This is a genomic window from Pseudomonas baltica (assembly GCF_031880315.1).
Taxonomy (GTDB): Bacteria; Pseudomonadota; Gammaproteobacteria; order Pseudomonadales; family Pseudomonadaceae; genus Aquipseudomonas.
In genome coordinates, this window is sequence record NZ_CP134771.1 from 6,127,864 (window position 1) to 6,150,665 (window position 22,802).

Consider the following 22,802-nt stretch of genomic DNA (forward strand, 5'->3'; position numbering starts at 1 on the left):
CTCTGGTTGTGGCTGTGCTGGGCACGAAAGGCACCGAACGCCACTCAGGGCGCTCGGCATCGGGCAGTTTATCACGGGGGTAGGGGCGGGGCCTCAGCAGAACGCCGGCAGCGCGCCGAGCTTGCCACGGTGATAGATCATCGGTGTGACGGGTTCGTGCGGCAGGATCAGATTGGTCACCTTGCCGACCACGATGGCGTGATCGCCGCCCTCGTATTCGCGCCAAAGCTCGCACTCAATGATGGCCGTGGCGCCTTCCAGCAACGGATTACCCTGCTCGCTGAGTGTCCACTCGATTGCCTTGGCCTTGTCTTTGCCCTTGCTGGCAAAGGCGTAGGCGTGAGCCTGTTGCGGCCCGCTGAGCAAGTGAATGGCGAAGCGCTTGCTGGCGCGCAGCACAGGGTAAGTGTCGGAGCTGTAGCTGGGGCAGAACAGCACCAGGGCCGGGTCCAGCGACAGGGCGCTGAAAGCGCTGGCGGTGATGCCGACGATGCCGCCCTCGGCGTCCAGCGCGGTGACCACGGTCACGCCGGACGGAAACGAGGCCATCACTTCTTTATAAAGACTGGGGTCGATCATGATCAGGTACCTGTCAATGCATCACGAAGGGATCAGGCATGGGCGCCTGGATGAGGTTGATCCACACCGTTTTCAGTTCGGTGTAGGCCAGCACGGAATCGACTCGGCCATGTATATGGTCTGATGGTATACCATAAGTTTGACTGTGCAAACGCTATTTATCTTGGTCGGCGCTGTTTGCGAGGCAGGCGTTGCAGGTCGGAAAAACCTTGTGCTCGCCACGGATCCGGCTACCCTCCATGCCTCGCCCTCTATAGCCCATGGAATTGCCTTTGATCACGTTGCACCCCATCACCGATGCTGCACCGCCTGATGCGGTGAGCTGTACTACCTGCGCGGCCAAATGCTGCCGCCTGGAAGTGATGTTGATCACCGACACCGGGGTGCCGGAGCGCTTTATCGAGGTCGATGACTGGGGCTCGGAGACCATGGCGCGGCTCGACGATGGCTGGTGCGCGGCGCTCGACCGCCGCACCATGAGCTGCAGCATCTACCGTCAGCGGCCGCTGATCTGTCGGGAATTCGAGATGGGCGGCGACGATTGCCTTGAAGAGCGTGTGGCGCCTTGATGAATGTTTGCGTCAGGCGCTCATGGCGGCGCTGCAAGCGCGCGGCATGGGCGCTATGATCGGTGCACCCTCATAGCCCGAAGGCTCTATCCCGACATGAAACTGCTCATCGCTGCTCTGTCCCTGCTGTTTTCGCCTCTGCTGCTTGCTCAGCCCGCACTGCACGGCGACCTGCCGCTGCAATACCTCGAACAGCCCGGTAACGGCCAGCCCGACCAGCCGTTGGTGATCTTCCTGCATGGCTACGGCAGCAACGAAGCGGACCTGTTCGGCCTCAAGGACGATTTGCCCGAAGGCTATACCTACCTGTCGGTGCAGGCGCCGATGCAGATCAGCCAGGACGGCTACCAGTGGTTCACCCCCAAGGGTGAGGCGACCGAATACGATGGCCTGGGCGGCGACGTGAACAGCAGCGAAGCGCGTATCGCCGCGTTCATCAAAGCGGCTGTGGCCAAGTACCACACGCGTGCGGATCGGGTGACCCTGGTGGGCTTCAGTCAGGGCGCGATCATGAGCTATCAGGTCGCGCTGCATGATCCGCAAAGCATCGGCGCGATGGCGGCGCTAAGTGGCAAGTTGCTGCCACCCTTGCGGAACAAGATAAAGGCTGATCCGCAGTACGCCAAGGTGCGCTTCTTCATCGGCCATGGCACGGCGGATAACGTCCTGCCGGTGGCGAGTGCGACCCAGGCCGATGAGAGCCTGCGGGCGATTGGCATTACCCCGCAGATTCATCTGTATCCGGGATTGCGCCATTCGATCAGCGAGGCCGAGGTGAGTGATTTGCGGGATTGGTTGAAGGCTCGGTAGAGGGTAGGGCAAGCGCCCTTCGTTTATTTGCAACGAAGGGCGCTGCTGCTAGATTGGTCGATCCTTATGCATCGAACTCATCCGCTCCACCTCCCACGCCGTGAAGTACCCAACGAAGAGTTCAATATCTGGATATGCCGCTATTGGGAAAGAGTCACATCCGCCTCTTTCTCCCAATACAGGAAGTTTTGTAGCGGGCCAGGAACGAGTCGGTGAGCCAAGAAATTCCAAGGCTTGGGTTCTATTCCAAGTGCTGGAAATACCTAGCGGTGGTGGCGCGGAGTAGACCTGCATATCCCCAGGCCGGGCTTTTAGCTGGATGTGAACCTCGACGAACTTTGAGGTTTGAGCATCGAACATGAAATCAACGCCATTTTCTATTGAGTACGTATGCCAGAATGAATTGTCGTCGGTGGGGTCTTTCATTTGTGGCGTCAAACCCGGAACGTTAATGACCTCTGGTTCTGCTCTGCCTAATGTATTTAATATTTCGTTAAATTTTTCTGCGACCATTTATATATTTCAGCTTTTTTTCGATTTTGTGAGGGCTTTACTGGAATGGTCAGTGACGCGCACATGGCGAGAATGTTACGTAGATCCTGGGGATCAATTTTTCGCATAGATGTAACCGCAAGATAATGCGCTGGCATGATAGCTGGGCTTATGCAGCTCGACATCCTGTACTTCGTGGCGCTAGGTGCGTTCCTGTTCAGAGGTAGCCAATTCCTTCCCTAGACTAGGACGAAAACGCTGACGCCGCCCATGTAGATTGTCAATGGCGACGCCAGCATTACTAACAATCACGCCCAATCGTTAAAATATATATGAGGAGGTCAAACAGGGCGGTTCTTGTGCATTACACTGATTTGGTCAATATCTCCGGAGGTTGAATATCCGATGAACAGTTCAAGACGCTCGTGACCTGTCAGCGTAAATGAATCACAGCCGCCTACATCACCGATAGTTGGTATGTTATTGGCCGGCCAGGATTTCGTCGGTTGGCCAAGGATGGAATGGGCTTTTTCTCGATTCCAGTCCAGTGAGATGCCCAAGGGGAGGGCGCCTGTATACACGTGGCTTGCCATCGGGGACGGCCTAAGTAGAATATGCACCTTAATGAAGTGGAAAGTTTCTGAGTCGAAAACAAATTCTACACCCTTCTCCGGTTTGTAGTCGAAGAAGAAGGATTCATCCTCAGTTGGGTATTTCATATCAGGAAGTAGTCCCAGCTCAGCGATGACCTCTGCCTCGGGTTTGCCGAGAGCAGCTACTACCTTTTCAAAGTTCTGTTCAATCATTCGTAAAGGCCGTCCTTCCGGTTCATTTCGTGCAAAGCCTCAATTATGGCCGTGATTTGCTCGGTTGACATACCTGATTCGAGGAGCGCGGGTCGGTATGCGTTGATGTTGCTATTCACGGCTACCTCTAAGTTAGCACCATCGAGTGCCGATTTATCCTTGGTATTCCTTCCTCCATAAGTTTCGCTGTATCTCTGATGGATTTCCCTTGGGATAGCGACAGCGGCCCCTCTACTAACTAACTTCTTACGCACGTCAACTGGCATCAGAGGATTCGCTTCTAGGTAGTGGATCTCTAGTGCTTTGCCTGACGGAACATGGTCGATATCCAATCGATCTCCCTTACTGCGTTGCGCCAAATCTTTATACGGCCCGACCTCTCCGAGCTCCACTGGCGGCCGTTCAACCGCTAGATAAAGCGTAGGCAAGCCGGTGCTGGCAGGATAGCGAAGGATATACAGCTCGGCATCCAGCGCTTCGTAACCAGGGGTTACGTTCCCGGTCAGACCTTGCAGTTCCAAAGAAGGACCCGGCTAGACAGGCTTCAGCGGATCGGTGATAGGCAGTTCGGTGGAGGCATCACCGGGTTGCACTATCGGCGTGACGTGGATCAGCCGTGGCGGGGTATTGATCAACGCCTGATAGGCACCTGTCTGCGTGTTCAACGTCAGGTCGATCACCGGTGCCCGGAGCGGAAAGTCCTCGCGGCCAGCGACTACATTTATCCGTAAGCCATCGGCGTCACTGCGCAACGTAGCGGCGTATGGCAAGGTGACCGGTTGGCCGCTTTGCGCTGCCGCGTCCAAGGTGGCCGAATCTGGCGCAGGCAAGGTGTCCAGCGGCATCAGCAGCACGCTGCGACGCTCTCCATTGCCCAGGTTCGATGGCCAGAGCAGAGCGATAAAGCCCACCGCCAGGCCCGACAGCAACACCGTGGCCGATGAGGTTATCCCGAGCGCGATCTTGGAGAGTATGTCGATAGCCGTCCTGATGGCGGTCCGCAGCGATAGGGGATTACTGTCTAGGATCGATAGCGCTGAGCCTGCGGCTACCAGCGAGGGGGCTTGACCTTTGAGCTGCGGAATGTCGACAACCAAGGCGCCTGGTAGCGCCCGCCACGCATCGAGGCGCGCGTTAGCCGCGTTCAGAGCATCCTCTTGCGCCTGTGCCTTCAGGCGTCTCTCCAGTTCAGCTGCGGCAGCCTGCGCCTCCTCGCGAGCCTGCTGCTCCAGCTGTTCGCGCTTTGCTGTGGCTTGACGTTCCAGCTCAGCCGTCAACGCGGCTTGTTGAGCGTTATGTTCGGCCAGGCGCTGCTGGCTGGACGCCGTAGCAGTGCGGATTGCATCCAGCCTTACAGCCAACTCTTTCAGGTGGCGAATGCTTTCATTGCGCAGAACAGCTTCGCGAGCTTTGGAGAACGACGTATTCAGTCCCTTGTCGCGGTCGAGTTCTACGAACTGCAACAGTGCTTCCAGTTCTGGCTTACCTAACGGCGGATCGGTAAAAAGACTGTCCACGCCCGCTTGTAACGGCAACGGTGGCATGCCTGCCAGCAATGCCTCGATATGACCTTTTACCGCCGAAAGGTCATATCGAGGCATTGCTGGCAGGCATGCCACCGTTGCCATCTGACTGATAGGCGATTGGCTTCGGCTATCAGGGAGTCGATTACTACAAGCTTCGCGGCAATATGGCCTACTGGCGAGATGTCGACCAAAGGGGCGGTGTCCGCCACCCTGGTATCGATATCTGCCCGGGCAGTGGCAAGGATCTGCGGATTGGCTTGAGATACCCTTTGCTTCGAAGCCTGAAGCTGAGCGTCGACTTCCTTTTCATAGGCTTCAGGCTGAGGTGGTCCGTAGTCTTCGGGGAAAACCGGGATGGCGGTGGAAGACAGATATCCGGTTCCAAACACGTAACCGCCTGGCCTGCCGAGCGGGTGGTTCGCTTCCAGGAGCACACCATCATAGGTCGAGGTGATGTGAGATGAGTCGAGGTATACCGGCCCTTGCCGTGTGTTTCTGAGATGGTCATCCATGTCGCTGTCTCTTTGTCAGGAAAGGACAGCGTGACCGGTGGGGTGAAGCGGTTGTAGGTGGGGATGGATATTGAAGTTGTAAGAAAAGGAAGCCTGAACAGGGAGGCAGGCGCGTACGCCTTCAACAGCCTGGCTTGCGGCTTAAAGGGGCCAGCCAGCTGCTGCGAGGAGTGGCCGATATTATCGGGGGCAAGCCTCCTCGCTACAGTGTGATGCCGGTCAATGGGCCACTGGCTTGAACCCCGCCCGCCGCGCCAGCAGCACCGTTACCCAGACCACCGCCAGCAGCAGCGCCGCGACCCACGGCAGGCTGCGGGTGCCTTGGCCATGCAGCAACAAGCCCCCCACGATACCGCCACCAGCGATGCCCATGTTCCAGGTGGTCACCAGCATCGCCTGGGCGACGTCGGCGGCGCGTTCGCCGACCTTGGCGCAGGCCGTCTGCAGCAGCGTCGCGGCGCCGCCGAAGGCGAGGCCCCAGACCACCATCAGGGCGTACACCGCCGCCGCACTTTGGCTCCACAGCGCCAAGGCAACGCTGGCACCGATGAACATCAACGTCGTCACCAGGGTCAACTCGCGCAGCCAGCGATCGATCAGCATGCCGATCAGGGTGATACCGCCCAGCGCCGAGGCGCCGAATACCAGCAGAACGATGCCGACTTGCGCGTCCAGGCCCGATGGCACCAGCAGCGGGGCGATGTAGGTATAGAGAATGTTGTGCGCGAGGACAAACCCTAGAGTCGCCAACAGCACCGGCTTGACCCCGGCGATGCGCCACACCGAGCCCAGCGAAAAGGTCTCGGTGGCAGGTTGACCCGCGAAGTCCGGCACCTTGACCCGCACCCACAGCAACAACGCGAGGGTCATCACCGACATGCAGATAAACGTGGTCTGCCAGCCGGCGATGGTGCCCAGCAGCGTGCCGGCGGGAATGCCCAGGGTCAGCGCCAGCGGGGTGCCGACCATGGCCACTGCAATCGCCCGGCCCTTGAGTGGCGGCGCGACCATGCGCGCCGCATAGCCGGCCAACAACGCCCAGACCAACCCGGCAAACACCCCGGCGAAAAACCGTGCCACCAGTGTCAGCGGGTACCAGCTGGACAGTGCGGTGATGGTATTGACCACGGCAAAGCCGCCGATGGCGATCATCAACAGTGGCCGACGCCGCCAGCCTTGAGTCATCAAGGTCAGCGGTATGGCCGCCAGCAACGAACCCAGCGCATAGAGCGTCACCAGTTGCCCCACCAGCGCTTCGGAGACCTGCAAGCTCTTGCCCATCTGCGGCATCAGGCCGGCCGGCAGGGCTTCGGTGAGGATGGTGATGAATCCGGCCATGGCCAAGGCCAGCAGGCCGGTCCAAGGCAGACGAGTATCGGCGACGGGCTGTTCGACAGCGTCGCGGGGGAATTCCTGTGAAATGCTCATGGACGCAGTCCCTTGTCTTGAAGGTGGCCATCTTGACGGTTCGCGCGGTGAAGAAAAACAGGCCTGAGGTCCGCTCATTCCGGCCACCGGGGTCCGCAAACGACGCTGTCGCCAGGAGGCTTGCCCCCGGAAATAGGGCCTCCAGGCAGTTGCTGCCGATACGCCCTGTCGCGGGCGAGCCTCCTGGCTACGGGTGGCCGCCGGGCGGTACCCAGGGGCCACTAGCGGGGATCTTGAAATATCTGTTAACGTATTCGTCAATTAGATGGCGTGATTATTAAAAAATCTAAAAAAAGTCAATATTCTGTCTTTTGTCTGTTTAGCAAGGTGCACGGCGATGCTGACCAGGAGGTCGGAGCGCGCCTTTTATTGTTGTATGGGGAGGGATGCATGGAGATTTCACGCCGCAAGATTCTGGCGGGGATGGCGCTCACTGGCGTGCTGGCGCCTGCCGGCTATTTCGCCGCCAAACGTTACAAAGCCTACCGGGACAAGGACTTGACCCCGGACGCCCCCAAAGTCGAACTGGCCGACGCCAAGATGCAACATCTCAGCAGCCAGTTGCGCGGCATCTGGTTGCTGGACGTCAGCGGTATGCCGGCACTCGAAGGGCTGCCTGGCAGCGATGTACAGATGTTTCTGGACGTCGCCGAGCGCGGCCGCGGTTTATCCGGCTATGTCGATTCCGCCGCCAATCTGCGCACGCCCGCCGAACCACGCTACCGGATACTCGGCGACATGGTCGATGCGTCGGTGCAGGAAATCCGCTGGCGGCTGCTCGATCGCGAATCGCCGCGGCAGGTGGCGGCCTATGAGTTCGTCTCTCAACTGAATGAACAGTGGGCGAGCTTCGGGGTGGCCGATGCCGACACCATGACCGGCGAACTGCACACCCTGGACCCGAACAAGCCTTCGGTGGGTAAAGTGGCGAATTTCGTTGCGCGCAAGCAGCCGTTTCCGGAATCGCGCGAACGCTTGCCTGTCGCGCCCGGCTTGCTGGCCTGGGGCATCACCCCACAAAAACGCCTGGAGCACCAGTTGTGGCACTTTTCACGGGACAAATGGCATTTGTTGTCCGATGACCGTCGCGAGGCCTTGCGTGCCTTGGGCTGGCAACCTGGCCCGCGCAACGCCGAGCGCGATGCCCGAGGGCGCACCAAGGACCACAACGGCTCAGGCGAAGACTTCTTCTTCATGCATCGCTACATGCTGACCACCGCGCGCACCTACCAGGACCTGCCGTCCTGGCGGCATTTCCCGGTGCCGCCGCCGGCGGCCGTACAGGATTGGGTCGGCTTCGCACGTTTTTACGACAACCACGGCGGCTGCTGCGTGCCGCCGACCTGGCAGATCCCGGAAGACCAACCCTACAGCGTCGGCATGGGCCTGGTGAAGAGTCCGGAAACCTTCTACAGCAACTTTCAGGTCTGGGAGTCCCGTTATCGCGATCATCAATACCTGGCGAAGATGACCTTGGCGCAGTTCGGCTCCGAGCTGGAGCTGAGCCTGCACGACTGGCTGCACATGTGCTGGTCGAGCGTCCCGCGCAATCCTGCGACCGGCGAGCCGGTGCCGGCCGCGCGTGATCCGTCGGACTTCGCCGAGCACTGGTTCGCCCGCGACAACGATTTTCTGGGCGATCCGTTCTCTTCCCACCTCAATCCGACGTTCTGGCGCCTGCATGGCTGGATCGATGACCGCGTCGAGGACTGGTTCGATGCCCACGAGCGCGCCCATCCAGGTCAGGTAGTACGCCGCGAAGTGCGCGGCGTGCCGTGGTTCGCCACCGGGCCCTGGGTCACGGTGGACGAGCCCTGGCTGGGGTCGACGACCCATGGCTGCGGCGCTGAACTCACGGCCAGCAACGAAGCCGATGCCAGCGAGGTGGAGGTGATGAAGCTGGCATTGCATGTTGCCGCCGACGACAAGGATCACATAGGCGATGCGGTGTCCAGGGCGCCGCGCCGGCCCTACTATGCGCGGAGCTTGCCAACGGCCAAGGTATAATAGTGGCTAAAAGCTATTCTATGGCTGTAAGCCTTGATCTACGTGGTCTAAAGCTTAAGCTCTAATGATGAGCTGCTCTTGTATAGTTCTCATGTACAGGTATCGTACAACGTACTGGCACCCGGTCCGACGTGGTGCCTGTCCGGGAGCGAGCAACATGTTTTTCGCCAATAACAAGCAAGGCATGATTGACCTCAAGCGCGAGATGGCGATGCAACGCAGTCTGCTGCAGGCCATCGATCGCGCTATGGCAGTCATCGAGTTCGACGTGGACGGTCGGATTCTTCAAGCCAACGGTAATTTTCTCAAGACCATGGGCTACAGCGCCGACCAGGTGAACGGACAACACCATCGGATGTTCTGCGAGCCGCAATACGCCAACAGCCCTGAATACCGTCGTTTGTGGACGCGCATGGCCGCCGGCGAATTTGTCGCTGGTACCTTCGAGCGCATCGACGCCAAAGGGCGCAAGGTGTGGCTCGAAGCGAGCTACAACCCGGTGCTGGACGATACCGGGCGAGTCTGCAAGGTGGTCAAGTACGCCACCGACGTGACCGCGCGTATCGAGGCCGAACATGAGGCAGAAGCCAAGCTCAAAGCCATCGATCGGGCCATGGCGGTCATCGAGTTCAACCTCGACGGCACGGTGATCACGGCCAACGACAATTTTCTGCGGACCATGGGCTACGGCCTCAAGGATATTCAGGGCAAGCACCACCGGACTTTCTGCGCGCCGGAGCTGGCGGCCAGCAAGGCGTATCAGGATTTCTGGAAGCGCCTGAACCAGGGCGAGCTGTTCAGCGGCCAGTTCGAGCGCCGCAACCGCCAGGGCCAGGCGGTATGGCTGGAAGCCAACTACAACCCGGTGTACGACCCCAGCGGTCGGCTCGACAAGATCGTCAAGTTCGCCACCGATATCACCGCCCAGGTTATCCGTCACGATCAGGACTCCCACAGCGCGTCCCAGGCCTGGCGGATTTCGGTAGAGACGCAAAAAGTCGCGGAGCAGGGCACCGCGGTGATCCGTCAGGCGGCGCAGGAGATGCGCAATATCGCCAGTGATATCGATACCTCGTCGGGGATGCTCGATGCGCTGGGGCAGTTGTCCGAGCAGATCAGCACCATCGTCGGGACCATCCGCAGCATCGCCGACCAGACCAACCTGCTGGCCCTCAACGCCGCGATCGAGGCTGCGCGGGCAGGTGACCAGGGCCGTGGCTTCGCCGTGGTCGCCGACGAAGTGCGGCAACTGGCAGGACGTACCGCCGGGTCCACGGCAGAGGTGTCGACCATGGTCGAGAGCATCCAGCGCGAAACTCGCCAGACCATCAACAGCATGGGCGCGACCCGTGAACGCGCTGGCAACAGCGTGCTGCTGGCGGACCAGGCGGCGGATGTGATCCTGAAAATCTTCGAGGGCACCGGGCAGGCGGTGGATGCGGTGAGCATGTTTGCCAATGATCGCAAGGTCAGCAGCTGATCGTCCGGTAATGGCGTTGTGGCGATTGCTCCCTTCGCCAGCGGGCTGTACTCCCACAGGGCTGGTCGAACTATCGTCATGCACCGGTGGGAGCGGGATTGCGCGTTCGGCGGCGAAGGGGCCGGCACAGCCCCCACGCTTGGGTCAGGCTCTGCACATACAGTAAGCTTGCGCGGTTAACCCTCGCACAAGGCTTGAACCCATGGATCTGCGTCAACTGGAAGCCTTCGCGGCGGTCATGTCAGCGGGCAGCGTCACCGCCGCCGGGAAGATGCTCGGGCGCTCCCAGCCCTCGGTCACGCGAATGATCCAGGAGCTGGAGCAGGAGCTGGGGTTCGCCTTGTTCGAGCGCAGCGGCCCGAAGGTCTCGCCCACGCAAAAAGCTTTCATGATGTACGCCGAGGTCGAGAGCGCGCTGTTGGGCATCCGTAATATCCGCCAGCGTGCCGAGCACATCGCCCTCGACGAGAATCGCCATGTCAAGCTGGTCGGCATTCCGGCTCTGGCTGCCGGCTTGTTGCCTGCGGCCCTGGCGCGCCTGCCCCAGGCGTTGCGCCCCTACGACATTCAGCTGCACAGCATGTCCCCGGAAAACGTCGTCCAGGCCGTGCTGTCGAAAACCGTCGACCTGGGGGCCGTCAGCCTGCCGCTGGAGCATCGCGGCCTGGATATCCACTGGATCGGCGAGGCGCCCTGCGTCGCGGTGCTGGCCGCCGATTCGCCTCTGGCTGCCCACAACACCTTGAGCATGGCATTGCTGGCCGAGCAGACGCTGATCAGCATGTCCAATCCCTACCGGTTTCGCCGGCGCATCGACAAGGCCTTCCAAGGTGCCCGCGACACCCCCCCTCATATGCTCGACACCAACACTTCGCTGATCGCCATGCAGATGGCCCGCGCCGGCCTGGGAGTGGCCCTGGTCGACCCATTCACTGCCCATGGTGTGCCAGTCGAAGGCCTGGTGGTACGTGCGATCGACTGCCATATACCGTTCTTCTTCGGCTTGATCTCGGCCTATGCCAGCCCGCGCTCGGAGGTCACCCAAGCGCTGATCGAGGCATTGGGCGAGACCGCGCGCGCCTTAGTGCCGGGCATGGTGATGCACGCCAGCGGGCAACACGATGCGCTATTGCAGAGCATCTACGCCGAATAGCGACCGTCGATAAATTCAGTCTCGATCTATAAATATGCTTTTTAGGTCTTTGGCAGAATAAAAACCATCTTTTAGTATTCGTATATCGCATTCATGACGCCTTATCATCCATATATCGTATGTATGGCGCGCTTTTTGAATGATCGACACGCCGCTCTCGCTCTCGTGCGGGCGGTTCGCTGCAGGTGATGCCATGGCGCTCTCAATTCGCAATGGCTCACCGGCGCGAGCAGTCGCCTATTCTTCCATTGCCTTGCCGGGACCGATCCTCATGCCACAGCCCAACGCCCCTATCGGCCTCGCCGCCCTCGAAGCGCGCCTGCGCCAGGACCTCGAATGGCTCGAATTGCCGGCCAAGGCGTGGGTCAAGCCGCGCATTGAGCAGGGTCAGGCGGTGCTCGACGTCGCGGTGATAGGCGGGGGCATGGCCGGCCTGGCGGTGGCCACCGAGCTGCGCCATCTGGGCGTCACCGTGCAGGTATTCGATCAGGCGCCGTTGGGCTTCGAGGGCCCGTGGGCGACCACGGCGCGGATGCAGACGCTGCGCTCGCCCAAGCAACTGACCGGCCCGGCACTGGGCCTGCCGGCGCTGACCTTCCGTGCCTGGTACGAAGCCCAATTCGGCCTGGACGCCTGGGCCGCGCTGGACAAGATTCCGCGCTTGCAGTGGGCCGAGTACCTGCGCTGGTATCGCCAGGTGATGAAGGTCGACGTACGCAACGAACACCGCGTGACCCGCGTGCAGCCCCGTGCCGATGGACTGGTGGCACTGAGCATCAGCCATGGCGACGCAGGCCGTGAAGTCCTCGCCCGCCATGTGGTGCTTGCCACTGGCCGTGACGGCCTGGGTGGTCCGTGGGTGCCGGACTACGCTCACAGTGTCGCGCCTCGCTACTGGTGCCATTCGGCGGCGGGACTGCAGGACCACTGGTTCGTCGGCAAGCGGGTGGGCGTCATCGGTGGCGGCGCTTCGGCGATGGACAGCGCGGCCACTGCGCTGGAGGCGGGCGCCGCCAAGGTCGACCTGTTGATCCGCCGCGCCGTGATGCCGCGCATCAACAAAGGCAAGGGCGCTGGCAACCCCGGCATGGTGCACGGCTACTGGCGCCTGCCGGACGCCTGGAAATGGCGCTTGCGCCACTATCTCAACACCCAGCAGGTGCCAGCACCGCGGGGCAGCACCTTGCGGGTTTCCAGCGCGGGCAATTCGCGCTTTCTGTTCGAGGCATCAGTGCTGTCGATCAAGGAGTCCGGGCAGGGCACGGTGCTGGTGCGCACCGCTCAGGCCGAGCTCGAGTATGACTTTCTGGTGTTCGCCACCGGCTTTCGTGCCGATTTGCAGCAGCGTCCGGAGTTTGCGCCCTTCGCCGAACACATTCGCTTCTGGGGCGACCGTTTCGAGGCCCCGGCCGACGAGCAGGATGCCGAGCTGGCCGCGCTACCGGACCTGGGTAGTTGCTTCGAGTTTCTCGAAAAACAACCGGGCAGTTGCCCCGGCCTGCACCGCATCCACTGCTTCAGCTACCCGGCTGCCTTGAGCTATGGCGCGGTGTCCGGCGATATCCCGGCCATCAGCGAGGGCGCTCGCCGCATGGCCCAAGGGCTGGTCAGCCAACTGTTCAGCGATGATATCGACCTGCATTTTCAGGCCATGCAGGACTACGCCGACCCTGAACTGCTCGGCGATGAGTGGGTGGCCGGCGAGCTGACCGCCGAGGAGCGTCGTTGATGCTCGGCTGGACCCTCAAGCGCATTGCCCAGTCGTTGCTGGTGGTGTGGCTGATGACCCTGGTGGTATTCATCGGCCTCAATGCCATCGGCAACCCGCTGGACATTCTGGTAGGCGAGGACCTCAACCAGGCCGAGCGTCTGGCGGCCATCGCGCAGCTCGGCCTCGACAAGCCGCTGTGGCAGCAATACCTGGTGTTCCTGCAGGGCGCCGTGCACGGCCATCTGGGGATGAGCTTCGTCTATCACGAAGACGCCTTGCAGCTGATTTTGCAGCGCCTGCCCGCGACTCTTGAGCTGGCCGTTGGCGCGCTGTTGCTGGCGGTTGTCATCGGTATACCGCTGGGCATGTTCGCCGGCATGTACCCCGACAATCCGCTGTCGAAAGTGCTGATGGCGAGCAGCATCCTCGGCTTTTCGCTGCCGGCGTTCTGGGTGGCGCTGATGATGATTCTGGTGTTTTCCATTAACCTGGGCTGGTTGCCGGCCAGCGGCCGTGGCGAAACCCGTGAACTGTTCGGTGTGCAGTGGTCGTGGTTGAGCCTCGATGGCCTCAAGCACCTGATCTTGCCGGCCCTCAACCTGGCGCTGTTCAAGATATCTCTGGTGCTGCGCCTGACCCGCGCCGGAGTGCGTGAAGTGCTGCCCCAGGATTACGTCAAGTTCGCCCGGGCCAAGGGCCTGTCGCCGATGCGGGTCATGCTCATGCACGTGATGCGCAACACCATGATCCCGCTGGTGACCGTGCTGGGCCTGGAGTTGGGTTCGACCATCGCCTATGCCGTGGTCACCGAAAGCATCTTTGCCTGGCCCGGTGCCGGCAAGCTGATCCTCGACAGCATCAACAGCCTGGACCGCCCCGTGGTGGTCGCCTACCTGATGATAGTGGTGGTGATTTTCGTGATTCTCAATCTGATCGTCGACGGCTTGTATCACCTGCTCGATCCCCGGGTCCGTGTGGAGTCGCCGCGATGAGCGTCGTTCCTGCAACCCGCTTCCAGGCGCAATCGCCATGGCGCCGCGGCGTCGATGAATTTCTGCAATCCAAGGTGGCCGTGGCGGCTGCGGTGCTGCTGCTGGCGATCCTCGCCGTGGCGGTGCTGGCGCCGTGGGTGACCTTGCAGAACCCTTACGACCTCATGCAACTCAATGTTCTTGACGCGCGCCTGCCGCCCGGCAGCGCCAATATGGATGCCGGTTATACCTACTGGCTGGGCACCGATGGTCAGGGGCGCGATCTGCTCTCGGCGATCATCTATGGCCTGCGCATCAGCCTGTTCGTGGGCATCGGTTCGGCGTTGATCGCCGCAGTGGTCGGCACCTTGCTGGGCCTGCTGGCGGCTCGCGCGGGTGGTTGGGTCGACGCACTGCTGATGCGCCTGGTGGATTTGCTGCTGTCGTTTCCGGTGGTGCTCATGGCGCTGATGATTCTCGCCTGGCTGGGCAAGGGCGTCGGCAATGTGATGATCACCCTGGTGCTGCTGGAGTGGGCCTATTACGCTCGCACCGCGCGGGGCCAGGCGCTGGTGGAGAACCGCCGCGAATACGTCGAAGCGGCCCGCGGCCAGGGCATCGGCCAGTGGCGCATCGTGGTCGGGCACATCTTGCCCAATTGCCTGCCGCCACTGATCGTCATCGGCGCCCTGCAAATCGCTCGCGCCATCACCCTGGAGGCGACCATGTCGTTCCTTGGCCTCGGCGTGCCGATCACCGAGCCATCGCTGGGGCTGCTGATCGCCAACGGCTTCCAGTACATGCTCAGCAATCAATATTGGATCAGCTTGTATCCGGGGCTGGCGCTGCTGACCACCATCGTCGCCATCAACCTGGTAGGCGACCGCCTGCGCGACGTGCTCAACCCGAGGCTGCAACGATGAATCTGGCTGAGATCAAAGCGGCCCCCGTCGTCGTGCCTGAGGCGACGCTTGAGGTGCGGCACCTGTCGACGTCGTTCTACACCCGTGCGGGCGTCCTGCCAGCGGTGCGCGACGTGTCGTTGCGTCTGCAACCGGGGCGCATCCTTGGTCTGGTGGGCGAGTCGGGTTCGGGCAAGTCGGTGACCGGCTTCTCCATCCTCGGCCTGGTCGACGCCCCTGGCCGGATCAGCGGCGGCGAGGTGCTGTTCAAGGGCCGTGACCTGACCAGACTCTCCGCCAGAGAGCTGCGCCAGCTGCAGGGTAATCGCATCGCGATGATTTTCCAGGACCCGATGATGACGCTCAACCCGGTGCTGCGCGTCGATACGCAAATGATCGAAGCCGTGCGTGCGCACAGTTCGCTGAGCCGCCGCGAAGCCCGCGAGCATGCGAGTCGCACCTTGGCGCTGATGGGTATTGCGAGCCCCGAGGAGCGCTTGAATGCCTATCCCCATCAACTGTCTGGCGGCATGCGCCAGCGGGTGGCGATCGCCATCGCGCTGCTGCACGCCCCGGATTTGATCATCGCTGACGAGCCGACCACCGCGCTGGACGTGACCATTCAGGCGCAGATCCTCAGTGAGGTACAGAAACTGGTGCGCCAGCAGAACACCTCGCTGATCTGGATCACCCACGATCTGTCGGTGGTCGCCGGCCTGGCCGACGACGTGGCGGTGATGTATGCCGGGCAGATCGTCGAACAGGGCAGTGTGGGCGATGTGCTCGACCGCCCGCTGCACCCCTATACCCAAGGGCTGATCGACAGCCTGCCGAGCCGAAACCAGCGTGGCCAGCGGCTGCGGCAGATCCCCGGGATGACGCCCGACCTGCTGTCGATGCCCGCCGGCTGCGCCTTTGCCGAGCGCTGCCCGCGGGCAAGTGCGGTGTGTGCCGAGGAGCCTGAAAGCCGTGAGATCGAACCCGGCCGTAGCGTGCGTTGCTTCCATCCGGGAGGTAGCCATGGACAGTAATGTGATCCCGATCGTCGAGCTCGATCAGGTCAGCAAGACCTTCGGCAAGGCCAGCGGCGAGGGGGCTTTCGAGCGCTGGGCGCAGCGCCTGCAATTGACCCGCAAAACCTCTGTCACCCATGCGGTGGACCGCGTCGACCTGCGCATTCAGCACGGCGAGGTGGTGGGGCTGGTGGGCGAGTCAGGCTGCGGCAAGTCGACCCTTGGGCGCATGGTGGCCGGGCTGATGCCGGCGTCCAGTGGCCAGGTGCGGATCGACGGCACGGCGGTCGATGAACTCAGTGCCGCCGAGCGCCACGCTGCGCGCTTGAAGATCCAGATGATCTTTCAGGACCCCTCGGCCAGCCTCAATCCGCGGCTGCGCGTCGACCGCATCGTCGGTGAAGGCGCACGCCTGCATGGCCTGACCGACAGCGCCGGTTTTGATGACTACGTCAGCGCGCAACTGCAACGCGCCGGCCTCAACCCGAGCCTGCGCCAGCGCTATCCGCATCAGTTCAGCGGCGGCCAGCGTCAGCGCATCGGCATCGCCCGGGCGCTGGCAGTGCAGCCGCAATTGCTGGTGTGCGATGAATCGGTGGCGGCGCTGGACGTGTCGATCCAGGCGCAGATCCTCAACCTGTTCATGGACCTGCGCGACGAGCTGGGCCTGACCTACCTGTTCATCAGCCACGACCTGGGTGTGGTCGAGCACCTGTGCGATCGGGTAATCGTCATGTACCTGGGCCGCGTGGTGGAGAGCGCGCCGGTGGAGGAGTTGTTTGGCGCGGCCAATCACCCCTATACCCAGGCGTTGCTGGCACAGATTCCGCGCTTCGATGTTCGCAGTACCCGGTATGACGCGATCAAAGGGGAAATCCCCAGCCCGCTGAACCCGCCCAGCGGGTGTCATTTCCATCCCCGCTGCCCGCACGCCTTTGCGCGCTGCCGGGAGCAGGCTCCACCGCTCAGAGAGGTTGCACCCAATCATCTGAGCGCTTGCCATTTGAATGACCAGATCTAAACCCTGACATGACCCGCACCCTTTGGGAGTGGGCTGTTTCCGCGAAGTTTTTGAGGTCTTCGACCTCTTCGCGGGCGGAGCCCGCTACCACACACAAGGAAACCTGCATGCAACCTAGCATTCGTTCACTGCTTGCCACCGCGTTACTGCTCGCCGCCACCGGCGCCTCGGCCGAGTCGCTGCGCATCGGTTTCGCCGATCCGATTTCGTCTCTCGATCCACAGCTCAACAACTATGCCGGTGACCGTTCCGTCGCTTTGCATTTCTTCGAATCGCTGGCTGATCGTCGTGACGATCGGACCATGCCGGGCCTGGCCAAGAGCTGGAAAGTCCTCGACCCGCTGACCTGGCAATTCGACCTGCGCGATGACGTCAAATGGTCGGACGGCACGTCCATGACTGCCGACGACTTCGTCTTCTCCTACGAGCGTGCCCGCGCCGTACCAGGCAGCGTGGCGTCCTACGCCGGCGCCTTGCGCACCGTCGACACGGTCACCGCCAAGGACGCCCATACCCTGATCGTCAAGACCAAGGCGCCCAACGCCAACCTGCTGCCGGACATCAACTCGGTGTACGTGGTCAGCCGTCACGCCGGTGAAAACGCCCAGAGCGCCGACTACAACTCCGGCAAGGCGCTGATCGGCACCGGGCCGTATCGCTTCGTGTCCTACGTGCCGGGCGACCGCACGATCTTCGAGCGCAACGATGCGTACTGGGGGCCGAAGGCGGAATGGGACAAGGTCGACTATCGCTTCATCGCCAATGCTTCGAGCCGCACCGCAGCCTTGCTGGCCGGTGATGTCGACGTCATCGACAAGGTCGCACCGACCGATATCGCGCGCCTCAAGCAAAGCCCGGCGGTCAGCGTGTACGCCTATCAAGGCCTGCGCGCGCTGATCATTCAGCCGAGCTTTCGCAAGGGCCCGAACGACTTGATCCGCGATAACGCCGGCAAGCCGCTGCCTGAAAACCCGCTGCTCGACGTGCGGGTGCGCAAGGCGCTGTCGCTGGCGATCAACCGTCAGGCCATCGACGAGCGCATCATGCAGGGTACGGTGACCGAGGCCAATCAGTGGATGCCGTCCAACACCTACGGCTATAACGCCAACATCAAGAACATCCCTTACGACCCGGCCGAGGCCAAGAAACTGCTGGCCGAGGCCGGTTTCCCCGAAGGTTTCCAGCTGACGGTCAGCGTGCCGGGCGACCGTTACCCGCAGGCGCCGGAGGCCATGCAAGCAGTGGCGCAGTTCTGGACCCGCATCGGCATCAAGGTGCAGCTCGATGTGATGCCATGGGCGGTGTATGCCGGCAAGGCCAACAAGAACGAGCTGGCGGTGAGCGTGATTGCCTGGGGCAACGGCACCGGTGAGGCGGCCTATGCGCTGACCAACATCCTCACCACCGTGGACGGTGCCAAAGGGCAGGGCGCTTCGAACTGGGGGCACTACAGTAATCCGGCGGTAGACAAGGCGCTGCAGGACGCCACTGCAGAATTCGACGAGGCCAAGCGCCGCGCGATTCTGGAGAACTCGGTGAAAGTGGTGAGCGATGACGTCGGCATCATTCCGCTGTTCCACTACCAGAACATCTGGGCGGCGCGTAAAGGCCTCAAGGTCGAGCCGTTGGTGAGCGATCGCACGGCAGCGATGATGGTGACTGAACAGAAGTAAACATATGGGGCCGGGGACCTATGTCTGCCATGGGGTAGACGTTGTCACGACCGGCCTCTTCGCGAGCAAGCTTTGCTCCCACGATGTACGGCTCTGGGGCTGCTGACTGTGTGGGAGCCAGGCTTGCCCGCGAAACGATTTTCCGCACGCCAACGATGCTCGATCCTTGTAGTGGTCGTTGAGCGCCCAAGCTTCTCGGTCCTGATGGAGAACCCACAATGACCTTCGTTGAATCCACACCCGAGCCGGACGTGCTCGACACCCTGCTGCACATCGCACCCGGCTCGCCGGTGCATGCCGCGCGGCAGTTTCGCAACAAGGTGCTGGCTGCCACCCAGAGCAGCTACGAGCTGTTCTTCGCCGCTGAGGTCGCCGACGGCCTGAGCCAGGCCGAACGCCTGCTGGTGGCGTACCACGCCTGCCTGCTGACACCGCAGCCGCTGCTGGCCGCGCATTACCTGGAGCGTCTCGAGGCGATCGGCGTGTCGGCCGAGCAGCTGTCAGCCGTTGCCACGGGCGCCATCGAAGCCCTGGGCGAACCGCGCTTGCAGGCTGTGCTGGCGTTCACCGGGACCTTGATCAAGGCACCGGTAGAAGGCGATCGTCACGCCCTGATCGCGCTGTCCGAGGCCGGGCTGTCGACCCCGGAAATCGTCACTCTTGCGCAGCTGGTGGCGTTCATGTCCTATCAAGTGCGTCTGGCCAGCGGTCTGCTGGCGATGCAATCCGCAGGAGTTGCGTGATGAGCGAGCCGATCCGTATTGCCGGTTTCACCAACGAAGTGCTGGGCTGGAAAGCCTGGCTGCCCACTGTCAGCGTCGACCAGGCTACCCCCGAGCAGACGGCGGTGCTGGAGGAGAGCCATCCCCAGGCCAAGGTGTCGGATTACTACCTGACCCTGATTCATCAACCCGAGATCCTGCGTCAGCGCTCTTTGGCCTTCAACGCCATCATGTACGCGCCGGGTGGGCTGTCCCGCGCTGAGCGCGAGCTGGCCAGCGCCGTGGTGTCGCGGATCAATCAGTGTGTGTATTGCTGCTCGGTGCACGCCCAGCGTTTCGAGCAGCTGGCCAAGCGCAATGATGTGATCGCCGAAGTGTTCGCCGATCCGGCGACGGCCGGGACGACACCGCGCGAGCGTGCCATCGTGCAGTTTTCGATCGATCTGACGGTTGATCCGGCGAATATCAGCGCAGCGAATATCGCGGCGCTGCGTGAGCATGGGCTCGAAGAGGGGCCGATTCTGGACCTGATCCACGCGATTTCGATTTTCGCCTGGGCCAATCGGCTGATGCTCAATCTGGGTGAGCCGGTGTACAACGTCTAGGTTTGCGTTAGCAGCACTGGCCTCTTCGCGGGCAAGCCTCGCTCCCACAGAGTCAGCCGATCTTGAGTGTGGGAGCGAGGCTTGCCCGCGAAGGGGCCCTTTCAAGCGATAGATCTTTTAGGTCCATACGCGAGCCAGAACATCACAGCGTTACCAAAGCGGCGCGGGTGCTTTCAGGGCCTGGTCAAGAATTGCGATCGCCTGCTCCACATCCGCCGCCTGGCTATAGCGGCCGAGGCTGATGCGCACGCTGCTGCTGGCCTGGCTGTGGTCTAGCCCGATGGCGAGCAATACGTGGGACGCTGCGTTGCTCGCCGAATTGCATGCCGACGTCGACGACACGGCCAGGGAGCCTGCCAGATTCGCGCTGTTGAACCCAGGCCTGGCGATGCACAGGTTCAGCGTATGTGGGATGCGCTGCGCCGCGCAGCCATTGAGCGTCACCCCCGGCAGCGCCAACAGGCCTTCACGCAACTGCTGCGACAGTGCGGTGATACGTTGCGTTTCTGCTTGTTGTTCATTCGCAGCGATGGCAAAAGCGCTGCCCATGCCGACGATCTGATGAGTCGCCAAGGTGCCCGACCGCAACCCCTGCTCGTGCCCGCCACCATGGATCTGCGCCTGCACTGCGCCCCGTGCACGCGGGCCCACATACAAAGCGCCGATGCCTTTGGGGCCATACGTCTTGTGCGCCGAGAACGACATCAAGTCGACCTCCAACGCGTCCAGATCGATATCGACCTTGCCCGTCGCCTGCGCGGCATCGACATGAAACAAAGCGCCATGCTCGCGCACCAATGTGCCGATCGAAGCGATATCGGTCAGCGTACCCAGTTCGTTATTCACTCGCATCAGCGACACCAGCAAGGTGTCCGCGCGCAAGGCCGCCTGCACCGCTGCGGGCTGAATCAGCCCGTTGCCATCCGGAGTCAGCCAGGTGACAGGAAAACCCTGGGCTTCAAGCTGATTCACCGTGTCGATGACCGCCTTGTGTTCGAGCACGCTGGTGATCAGGTGGCGACGCTGCGGCGTGCTGGCCATGGCGACGCCCTTGATCGCCAGATTGTTGGACTCGGTCGCGCCCGACGTCCAGATGATCGACTCGGCGGGCGCTCCCACCAACTCGCCCACCTGGCGCCGCGCTAGTTCCACTGCCTGCCTGGCATTGCTGCCGAAGGCATGGGAGCTGGACGCCGGATTACCGAAGTTGCCCGACCGCCCCAGGCACTCGACCATGGCCTGGATAACGCGGTCGTCGACGGGGGTGGTGGCGGCATAGTCGAAATAGAGCGGAAGAGGGGTCATGTGGAAAGGTTTCACGAGTGACTGAGAATAGGGAAAGGTTACTCGTGTCAGTGAAGAAATATTTTGATAAAACCGCTCTGTGTCGCGGGTGGCGTGGAAATAAATTCGGTAATCGGGTATTTATTCGAATTAATATTCTCCTTGGTGTTCCGGCGACTAGCTACCTTGGCGCCACTGCCGCGGGCTGACCCCGAACCAGCGCTTGAACGCCCGTGAAAACGCGCTCGTTTCTGAATAACCCAACAACGGCGCCAGTTGCGAAATGCTCAAGTGCCCGTCGCGCAAATGCTGGCGCGCCATGGCCTGGCGGGTCTGGTCCACCATCTGAGTGAAACTCAAACCGTGGTCACGCAAGCGCCGTTGCAGGATCGTCGGACTCAACTGCAGGTGTTCGGCAATCAACTCCAGCACTGGTTCGCCATGATGCAGCGTGGCTCGCAACAGCTGTCGAATCTGCTCTGGCAGTTGCGGCCCGCTGGCGCGTTCGCCAAGCTGGCGAATGGCGTCCTTGACCACCATCAACAGCATCGGGTCGTGGCCCGGCATGGCGTGGCCGATCAGTGGCTGCTTGGGGATCAGCATCCAGTTGCCGCCCTGGCCGAAGCGCACCGGTGCACCGAAGGCGTCGCGATGCTCGCGCCAGTCCTGCGGGCGGGCGTGCTCGAAGCCCACTTCGCGCGGCGTCCAGCCGTCACCCAGCACATGGCGCACCAGATTAGCGGCCATGCCCATGGTCAGTTCAGCGTCCTGACGACACTCGACGATGGCGTCGTGGCGCACTTGATAGTCGAAACGGTAGCACTCGCCCTGGTCCACCAGGCGGATCAAGGTGCTGTGCTGGTGATAGGGGAAGGCTGCGGCAAAGTTGATCAGTGCCTGCTCGAGATTTTCCGAGCACAGCCCCACATAACCCAGCAGCCCCAGGGCCTGGGGCTTGAACTGCTGGCCGTAACGCAGGCCGAAGTTGTCGCAACCGGTTTGCCGGGCGGCTTCTTCAAGGACCTGGCAATAGTTGGGCAACGCCAGGCTCAAGGTGGGGTGTTGCAGTTGTTCGGGATCGATACCGGCGCGGCCGAACACTCGGTCCAGGTCACCGCCGTGGTGGCTGATGAAGCCGTCCAGACCATTGGCTGCCGCTGACAACACGCCTTGGTTGCTGGGGCGGGTGGCGCTGGCGGCGGGTGCAAGGAAGGGTTGGAGCATAGTCAATCGGTACCATTGAAGATCTGTATGAAAATGTTTCATGCAAAGTCCATTCCGGCTGATGACTGTATTCGCCTGTAGCGAGGAGGCCCGCGCCCGATCACCTGTTATCAGGCACATTACTTGTAACGGATAGACCGCAGCCGGGGCCGAGGCCCTCGCTACAAGGATGAATGCCGTAGAAGTGTGCGTTTCTGGGGCGCACCGCCCCGCTTTGGCGCGACGATCGTAAAAATTGACCGCACAGCGCAAATGCGCGTTTTCGCGGTCAAGTCTTGGCCCGTAGCCTATGGTTATGCTGGCCTTACGCAATC

General features: G+C 61.7%; 21 protein-coding genes and 2 pseudogenes. 14 read left to right on the top strand and 9 right to left on the bottom strand.

Annotated features, from left to right (window positions below; translation table 11 throughout):
* Window positions 1-93: 93 nt before the first annotated feature.
* On the bottom strand, window positions 94-579 hold the full coding sequence (locus tag REH34_RS27965; RefSeq protein WP_311969996.1) for a flavin reductase family protein: 486 nt from the start codon (window positions 577-579) through the stop codon (window positions 94-96).
* Window positions 580-860: 281 nt separating this feature from the next.
* On the opposite strand from REH34_RS27965, the gene REH34_RS27970 reads away from it, so the two are divergent.
* Both REH34_RS27970 and REH34_RS27975 read left to right on the top strand, forming a co-directional pair.
* Window positions 861-1,148: a YkgJ family cysteine cluster protein gene (locus tag REH34_RS27970; RefSeq protein WP_409373357.1), complete on the top strand. Its 288-nt coding sequence runs from the start codon at window positions 861-863 to the stop codon at window positions 1,146-1,148.
* Window positions 1,149-1,244: 96 nt separating this feature from the next.
* Window positions 1,245-1,958: an alpha/beta fold hydrolase gene (locus tag REH34_RS27975; protein WP_311969997.1), complete on the top strand. Its 714-nt coding sequence runs from the start codon at window positions 1,245-1,247 to the stop codon at window positions 1,956-1,958.
* Between the two features lie 48 nt (window positions 1,959-2,006).
* Here REH34_RS27975 and REH34_RS27980 read toward each other — a convergent pair whose 3' ends face one another.
* The 6 genes from REH34_RS27980 to REH34_RS28005 form a co-directional block, all read right to left on the bottom strand.
* Window positions 2,007-2,471: a hypothetical protein gene (locus tag REH34_RS27980; protein WP_311969998.1), complete on the bottom strand. Its 465-nt coding sequence runs from the start codon at window positions 2,469-2,471 to the stop codon at window positions 2,007-2,009.
* A 320-nt stretch (window positions 2,472-2,791) separates the two neighbouring features.
* Complete coding sequence (locus tag REH34_RS27985; protein WP_311969999.1) at window positions 2,792-3,256, bottom strand: DUF6392 family protein; 465 nt, start codon at window positions 3,254-3,256, stop codon at window positions 2,792-2,794.
* Entirely contained in the window at window positions 3,253-3,777 is a 525-nt protein-coding gene (locus tag REH34_RS27990) for a hypothetical protein (protein ID WP_311970000.1), read from the bottom strand. Before REH34_RS27990 ends, REH34_RS27985 begins: the two co-directional genes overlap by 4 nt.
* Before the next feature lie 12 nt (window positions 3,778-3,789).
* Window positions 3,790-4,857, bottom strand: coding sequence for an S-type pyocin domain-containing protein (locus REH34_RS27995; protein WP_311970001.1), 1,068 nt, complete (start codon window positions 4,855-4,857; stop codon window positions 3,790-3,792).
* Complete coding sequence (locus tag REH34_RS28000; protein WP_311970002.1) at window positions 4,830-5,294, bottom strand: hypothetical protein; 465 nt, start codon at window positions 5,292-5,294, stop codon at window positions 4,830-4,832. Before REH34_RS28000 ends, REH34_RS27995 begins: the two co-directional genes overlap by 28 nt.
* 219 nt (window positions 5,295-5,513) lie before the next feature.
* Window positions 5,514-6,722 carry an MFS transporter gene (locus tag REH34_RS28005; protein WP_226502333.1) on the bottom strand — a complete coding sequence of 403 codons (1,209 nt, stop codon included), beginning with the start codon at window positions 6,720-6,722 and terminating at the stop codon, window positions 5,514-5,516.
* 390 nt (window positions 6,723-7,112) lie between these two features.
* Here REH34_RS28005 and REH34_RS28010 point away from each other — a divergent pair, with 390 nt between their 5' ends.
* The 12 genes and pseudogenes from REH34_RS28010 to REH34_RS28060 all read left to right on the top strand — a co-directional run bounded on the left by REH34_RS28010 (window position 7,113) and on the right by REH34_RS28060 (window position 19,980).
* On the top strand, window positions 7,113-8,729 hold the full coding sequence (locus tag REH34_RS28010; protein WP_311970003.1) for a PvdJ/PvdD/PvdP-like protein: 1,617 nt from the start codon (window positions 7,113-7,115) through the stop codon (window positions 8,727-8,729).
* 211 nt (window positions 8,730-8,940) lie between these two features.
* Window positions 8,941-9,645: pseudogene (locus REH34_RS30425) on the top strand (PAS domain-containing protein); the annotation flags it as partial.
* A gap of 123 nt (window positions 9,646-9,768) precedes the next feature.
* A pseudogene (locus tag REH34_RS30430) lies at window positions 9,769-10,209 on the top strand (methyl-accepting chemotaxis protein); the annotation flags it as partial.
* Between the two features lie 202 nt (window positions 10,210-10,411).
* Complete coding sequence (locus REH34_RS28020) at window positions 10,412-11,362, top strand: LysR family transcriptional regulator (protein WP_311970005.1); 951 nt, start codon at window positions 10,412-10,414, stop codon at window positions 11,360-11,362.
* A gap of 271 nt (window positions 11,363-11,633) precedes the next feature.
* A complete protein-coding gene (locus REH34_RS28025; protein WP_311970006.1) occupies window positions 11,634-13,091 on the top strand; it encodes an NAD(P)/FAD-dependent oxidoreductase in 1,458 nt (485 codons plus the stop codon).
* Window positions 13,091-14,065: an ABC transporter permease gene (locus tag REH34_RS28030; RefSeq protein WP_311970007.1), complete on the top strand. Its 975-nt coding sequence runs from the start codon at window positions 13,091-13,093 to the stop codon at window positions 14,063-14,065. The genes REH34_RS28025 and REH34_RS28030 overlap by 1 nt, the downstream gene beginning before the upstream one ends.
* Window positions 14,062-14,967: an ABC transporter permease gene (locus REH34_RS28035; RefSeq protein WP_226502337.1), complete on the top strand. Its 906-nt coding sequence runs from the start codon at window positions 14,062-14,064 to the stop codon at window positions 14,965-14,967. The genes REH34_RS28030 and REH34_RS28035 overlap by 4 nt, the downstream gene beginning before the upstream one ends.
* Window positions 14,964-15,977: an ABC transporter ATP-binding protein gene (locus tag REH34_RS28040; RefSeq protein ID WP_311970008.1), complete on the top strand. Its 1,014-nt coding sequence runs from the start codon at window positions 14,964-14,966 to the stop codon at window positions 15,975-15,977. The genes REH34_RS28035 and REH34_RS28040 overlap by 4 nt, the downstream gene beginning before the upstream one ends.
* Window positions 15,967-16,980 carry an ABC transporter ATP-binding protein gene (locus tag REH34_RS28045; protein WP_311970009.1) on the top strand — a complete coding sequence of 338 codons (1,014 nt, stop codon included), beginning with the start codon at window positions 15,967-15,969 and terminating at the stop codon, window positions 16,978-16,980. The genes REH34_RS28040 and REH34_RS28045 overlap by 11 nt, the downstream gene beginning before the upstream one ends.
* A gap of 107 nt (window positions 16,981-17,087) precedes the next feature.
* The gene (locus tag REH34_RS28050; protein WP_311970010.1) at window positions 17,088-18,653 is read left to right on the top strand and encodes an ABC transporter substrate-binding protein; all 1,566 of its coding nucleotides are present in this window, start codon (window positions 17,088-17,090) and stop codon (window positions 18,651-18,653) included.
* A 218-nt stretch (window positions 18,654-18,871) separates the two neighbouring features.
* On the top strand, window positions 18,872-19,396 hold the full coding sequence (locus REH34_RS28055; RefSeq protein ID WP_311970011.1) for a carboxymuconolactone decarboxylase family protein: 525 nt from the start codon (window positions 18,872-18,874) through the stop codon (window positions 19,394-19,396).
* Window positions 19,396-19,980 carry a peroxidase-related enzyme gene (locus REH34_RS28060; protein ID WP_226502342.1) on the top strand — a complete coding sequence of 195 codons (585 nt, stop codon included), beginning with the start codon at window positions 19,396-19,398 and terminating at the stop codon, window positions 19,978-19,980. The genes REH34_RS28055 and REH34_RS28060 overlap by 1 nt, the downstream gene beginning before the upstream one ends.
* A gap of 150 nt (window positions 19,981-20,130) precedes the next feature.
* Here the strand turns inward: REH34_RS28060 and REH34_RS28065 are convergent, their stop codons facing one another.
* Together REH34_RS28065 and REH34_RS28070 are read right to left on the bottom strand one after the other, a co-directional pair.
* Window positions 20,131-21,285 carry an aminotransferase class V-fold PLP-dependent enzyme gene (locus tag REH34_RS28065; RefSeq protein WP_311970012.1) on the bottom strand — a complete coding sequence of 385 codons (1,155 nt, stop codon included), beginning with the start codon at window positions 21,283-21,285 and terminating at the stop codon, window positions 20,131-20,133.
* A 156-nt stretch (window positions 21,286-21,441) separates the two neighbouring features.
* The gene (locus tag REH34_RS28070) at window positions 21,442-22,488 is read right to left on the bottom strand and encodes an AraC family transcriptional regulator (RefSeq protein ID WP_311970013.1); all 1,047 of its coding nucleotides are present in this window, start codon (window positions 22,486-22,488) and stop codon (window positions 21,442-21,444) included.
* Window positions 22,489-22,802: the final 314 nt, after the last annotated feature.

What these genes read in the sequence shown, in the direction of transcription:
- REH34_RS27965 (WP_311969996.1), bottom strand. Translation starts at nt 579, where the DNA reads ATGATCGACCCCAGTCTTTATAAAGAAGTGATGGCCTCGTTTCCGTCC.
- REH34_RS27975 (WP_311969997.1), top strand. Translation starts at nt 1,245, where the DNA reads ATGAAACTGCTCATCGCTGCTCTGTCCCTGCTGTTTTCGCCTCTGCTG.
- REH34_RS27980 (WP_311969998.1), bottom strand. Translation starts at nt 2,471, where the DNA reads ATGGTCGCAGAAAAATTTAACGAAATATTAAATACATTAGGCAGAGCA.
- REH34_RS27985 (WP_311969999.1), bottom strand. Translation starts at nt 3,256, where the DNA reads ATGATTGAACAGAACTTTGAAAAGGTAGTAGCTGCTCTCGGCAAACCC.
- REH34_RS27995 (WP_311970001.1), bottom strand. Translation starts at nt 4,857, where the DNA reads ATGCCTCGATATGACCTTTCGGCGGTAAAAGGTCATATCGAGGCATTG.
- REH34_RS28000 (WP_311970002.1), bottom strand. Translation starts at nt 5,294, where the DNA reads ATGGATGACCATCTCAGAAACACACGGCAAGGGCCGGTATACCTCGAC.
- REH34_RS28005 (WP_226502333.1), bottom strand. Translation starts at nt 6,722, where the DNA reads ATGAGCATTTCACAGGAATTCCCCCGCGACGCTGTCGAACAGCCCGTC.
- REH34_RS28010 (WP_311970003.1), top strand. Translation starts at nt 7,113, where the DNA reads ATGGAGATTTCACGCCGCAAGATTCTGGCGGGGATGGCGCTCACTGGC.
- REH34_RS28020 (WP_311970005.1), top strand. Translation starts at nt 10,412, where the DNA reads ATGGATCTGCGTCAACTGGAAGCCTTCGCGGCGGTCATGTCAGCGGGC.
- REH34_RS28025 (WP_311970006.1), top strand. Translation starts at nt 11,634, where the DNA reads ATGCCACAGCCCAACGCCCCTATCGGCCTCGCCGCCCTCGAAGCGCGC.
- REH34_RS28030 (WP_311970007.1), top strand. Translation starts at nt 13,091, where the DNA reads ATGCTCGGCTGGACCCTCAAGCGCATTGCCCAGTCGTTGCTGGTGGTG.
- REH34_RS28035 (WP_226502337.1), top strand. Translation starts at nt 14,062, where the DNA reads ATGAGCGTCGTTCCTGCAACCCGCTTCCAGGCGCAATCGCCATGGCGC.
- REH34_RS28040 (WP_311970008.1), top strand. Translation starts at nt 14,964, where the DNA reads ATGAATCTGGCTGAGATCAAAGCGGCCCCCGTCGTCGTGCCTGAGGCG.
- REH34_RS28045 (WP_311970009.1), top strand. Translation starts at nt 15,967, where the DNA reads ATGGACAGTAATGTGATCCCGATCGTCGAGCTCGATCAGGTCAGCAAG.
- REH34_RS28050 (WP_311970010.1), top strand. Translation starts at nt 17,088, where the DNA reads ATGCAACCTAGCATTCGTTCACTGCTTGCCACCGCGTTACTGCTCGCC.
- REH34_RS28055 (WP_311970011.1), top strand. Translation starts at nt 18,872, where the DNA reads ATGACCTTCGTTGAATCCACACCCGAGCCGGACGTGCTCGACACCCTG.
- REH34_RS28060 (WP_226502342.1), top strand. Translation starts at nt 19,396, where the DNA reads ATGAGCGAGCCGATCCGTATTGCCGGTTTCACCAACGAAGTGCTGGGC.
- REH34_RS28065 (WP_311970012.1), bottom strand. Translation starts at nt 21,285, where the DNA reads ATGACCCCTCTTCCGCTCTATTTCGACTATGCCGCCACCACCCCCGTC.
- REH34_RS28070 (WP_311970013.1), bottom strand. Translation starts at nt 22,488, where the DNA reads ATGCTCCAACCCTTCCTTGCACCCGCCGCCAGCGCCACCCGCCCCAGC.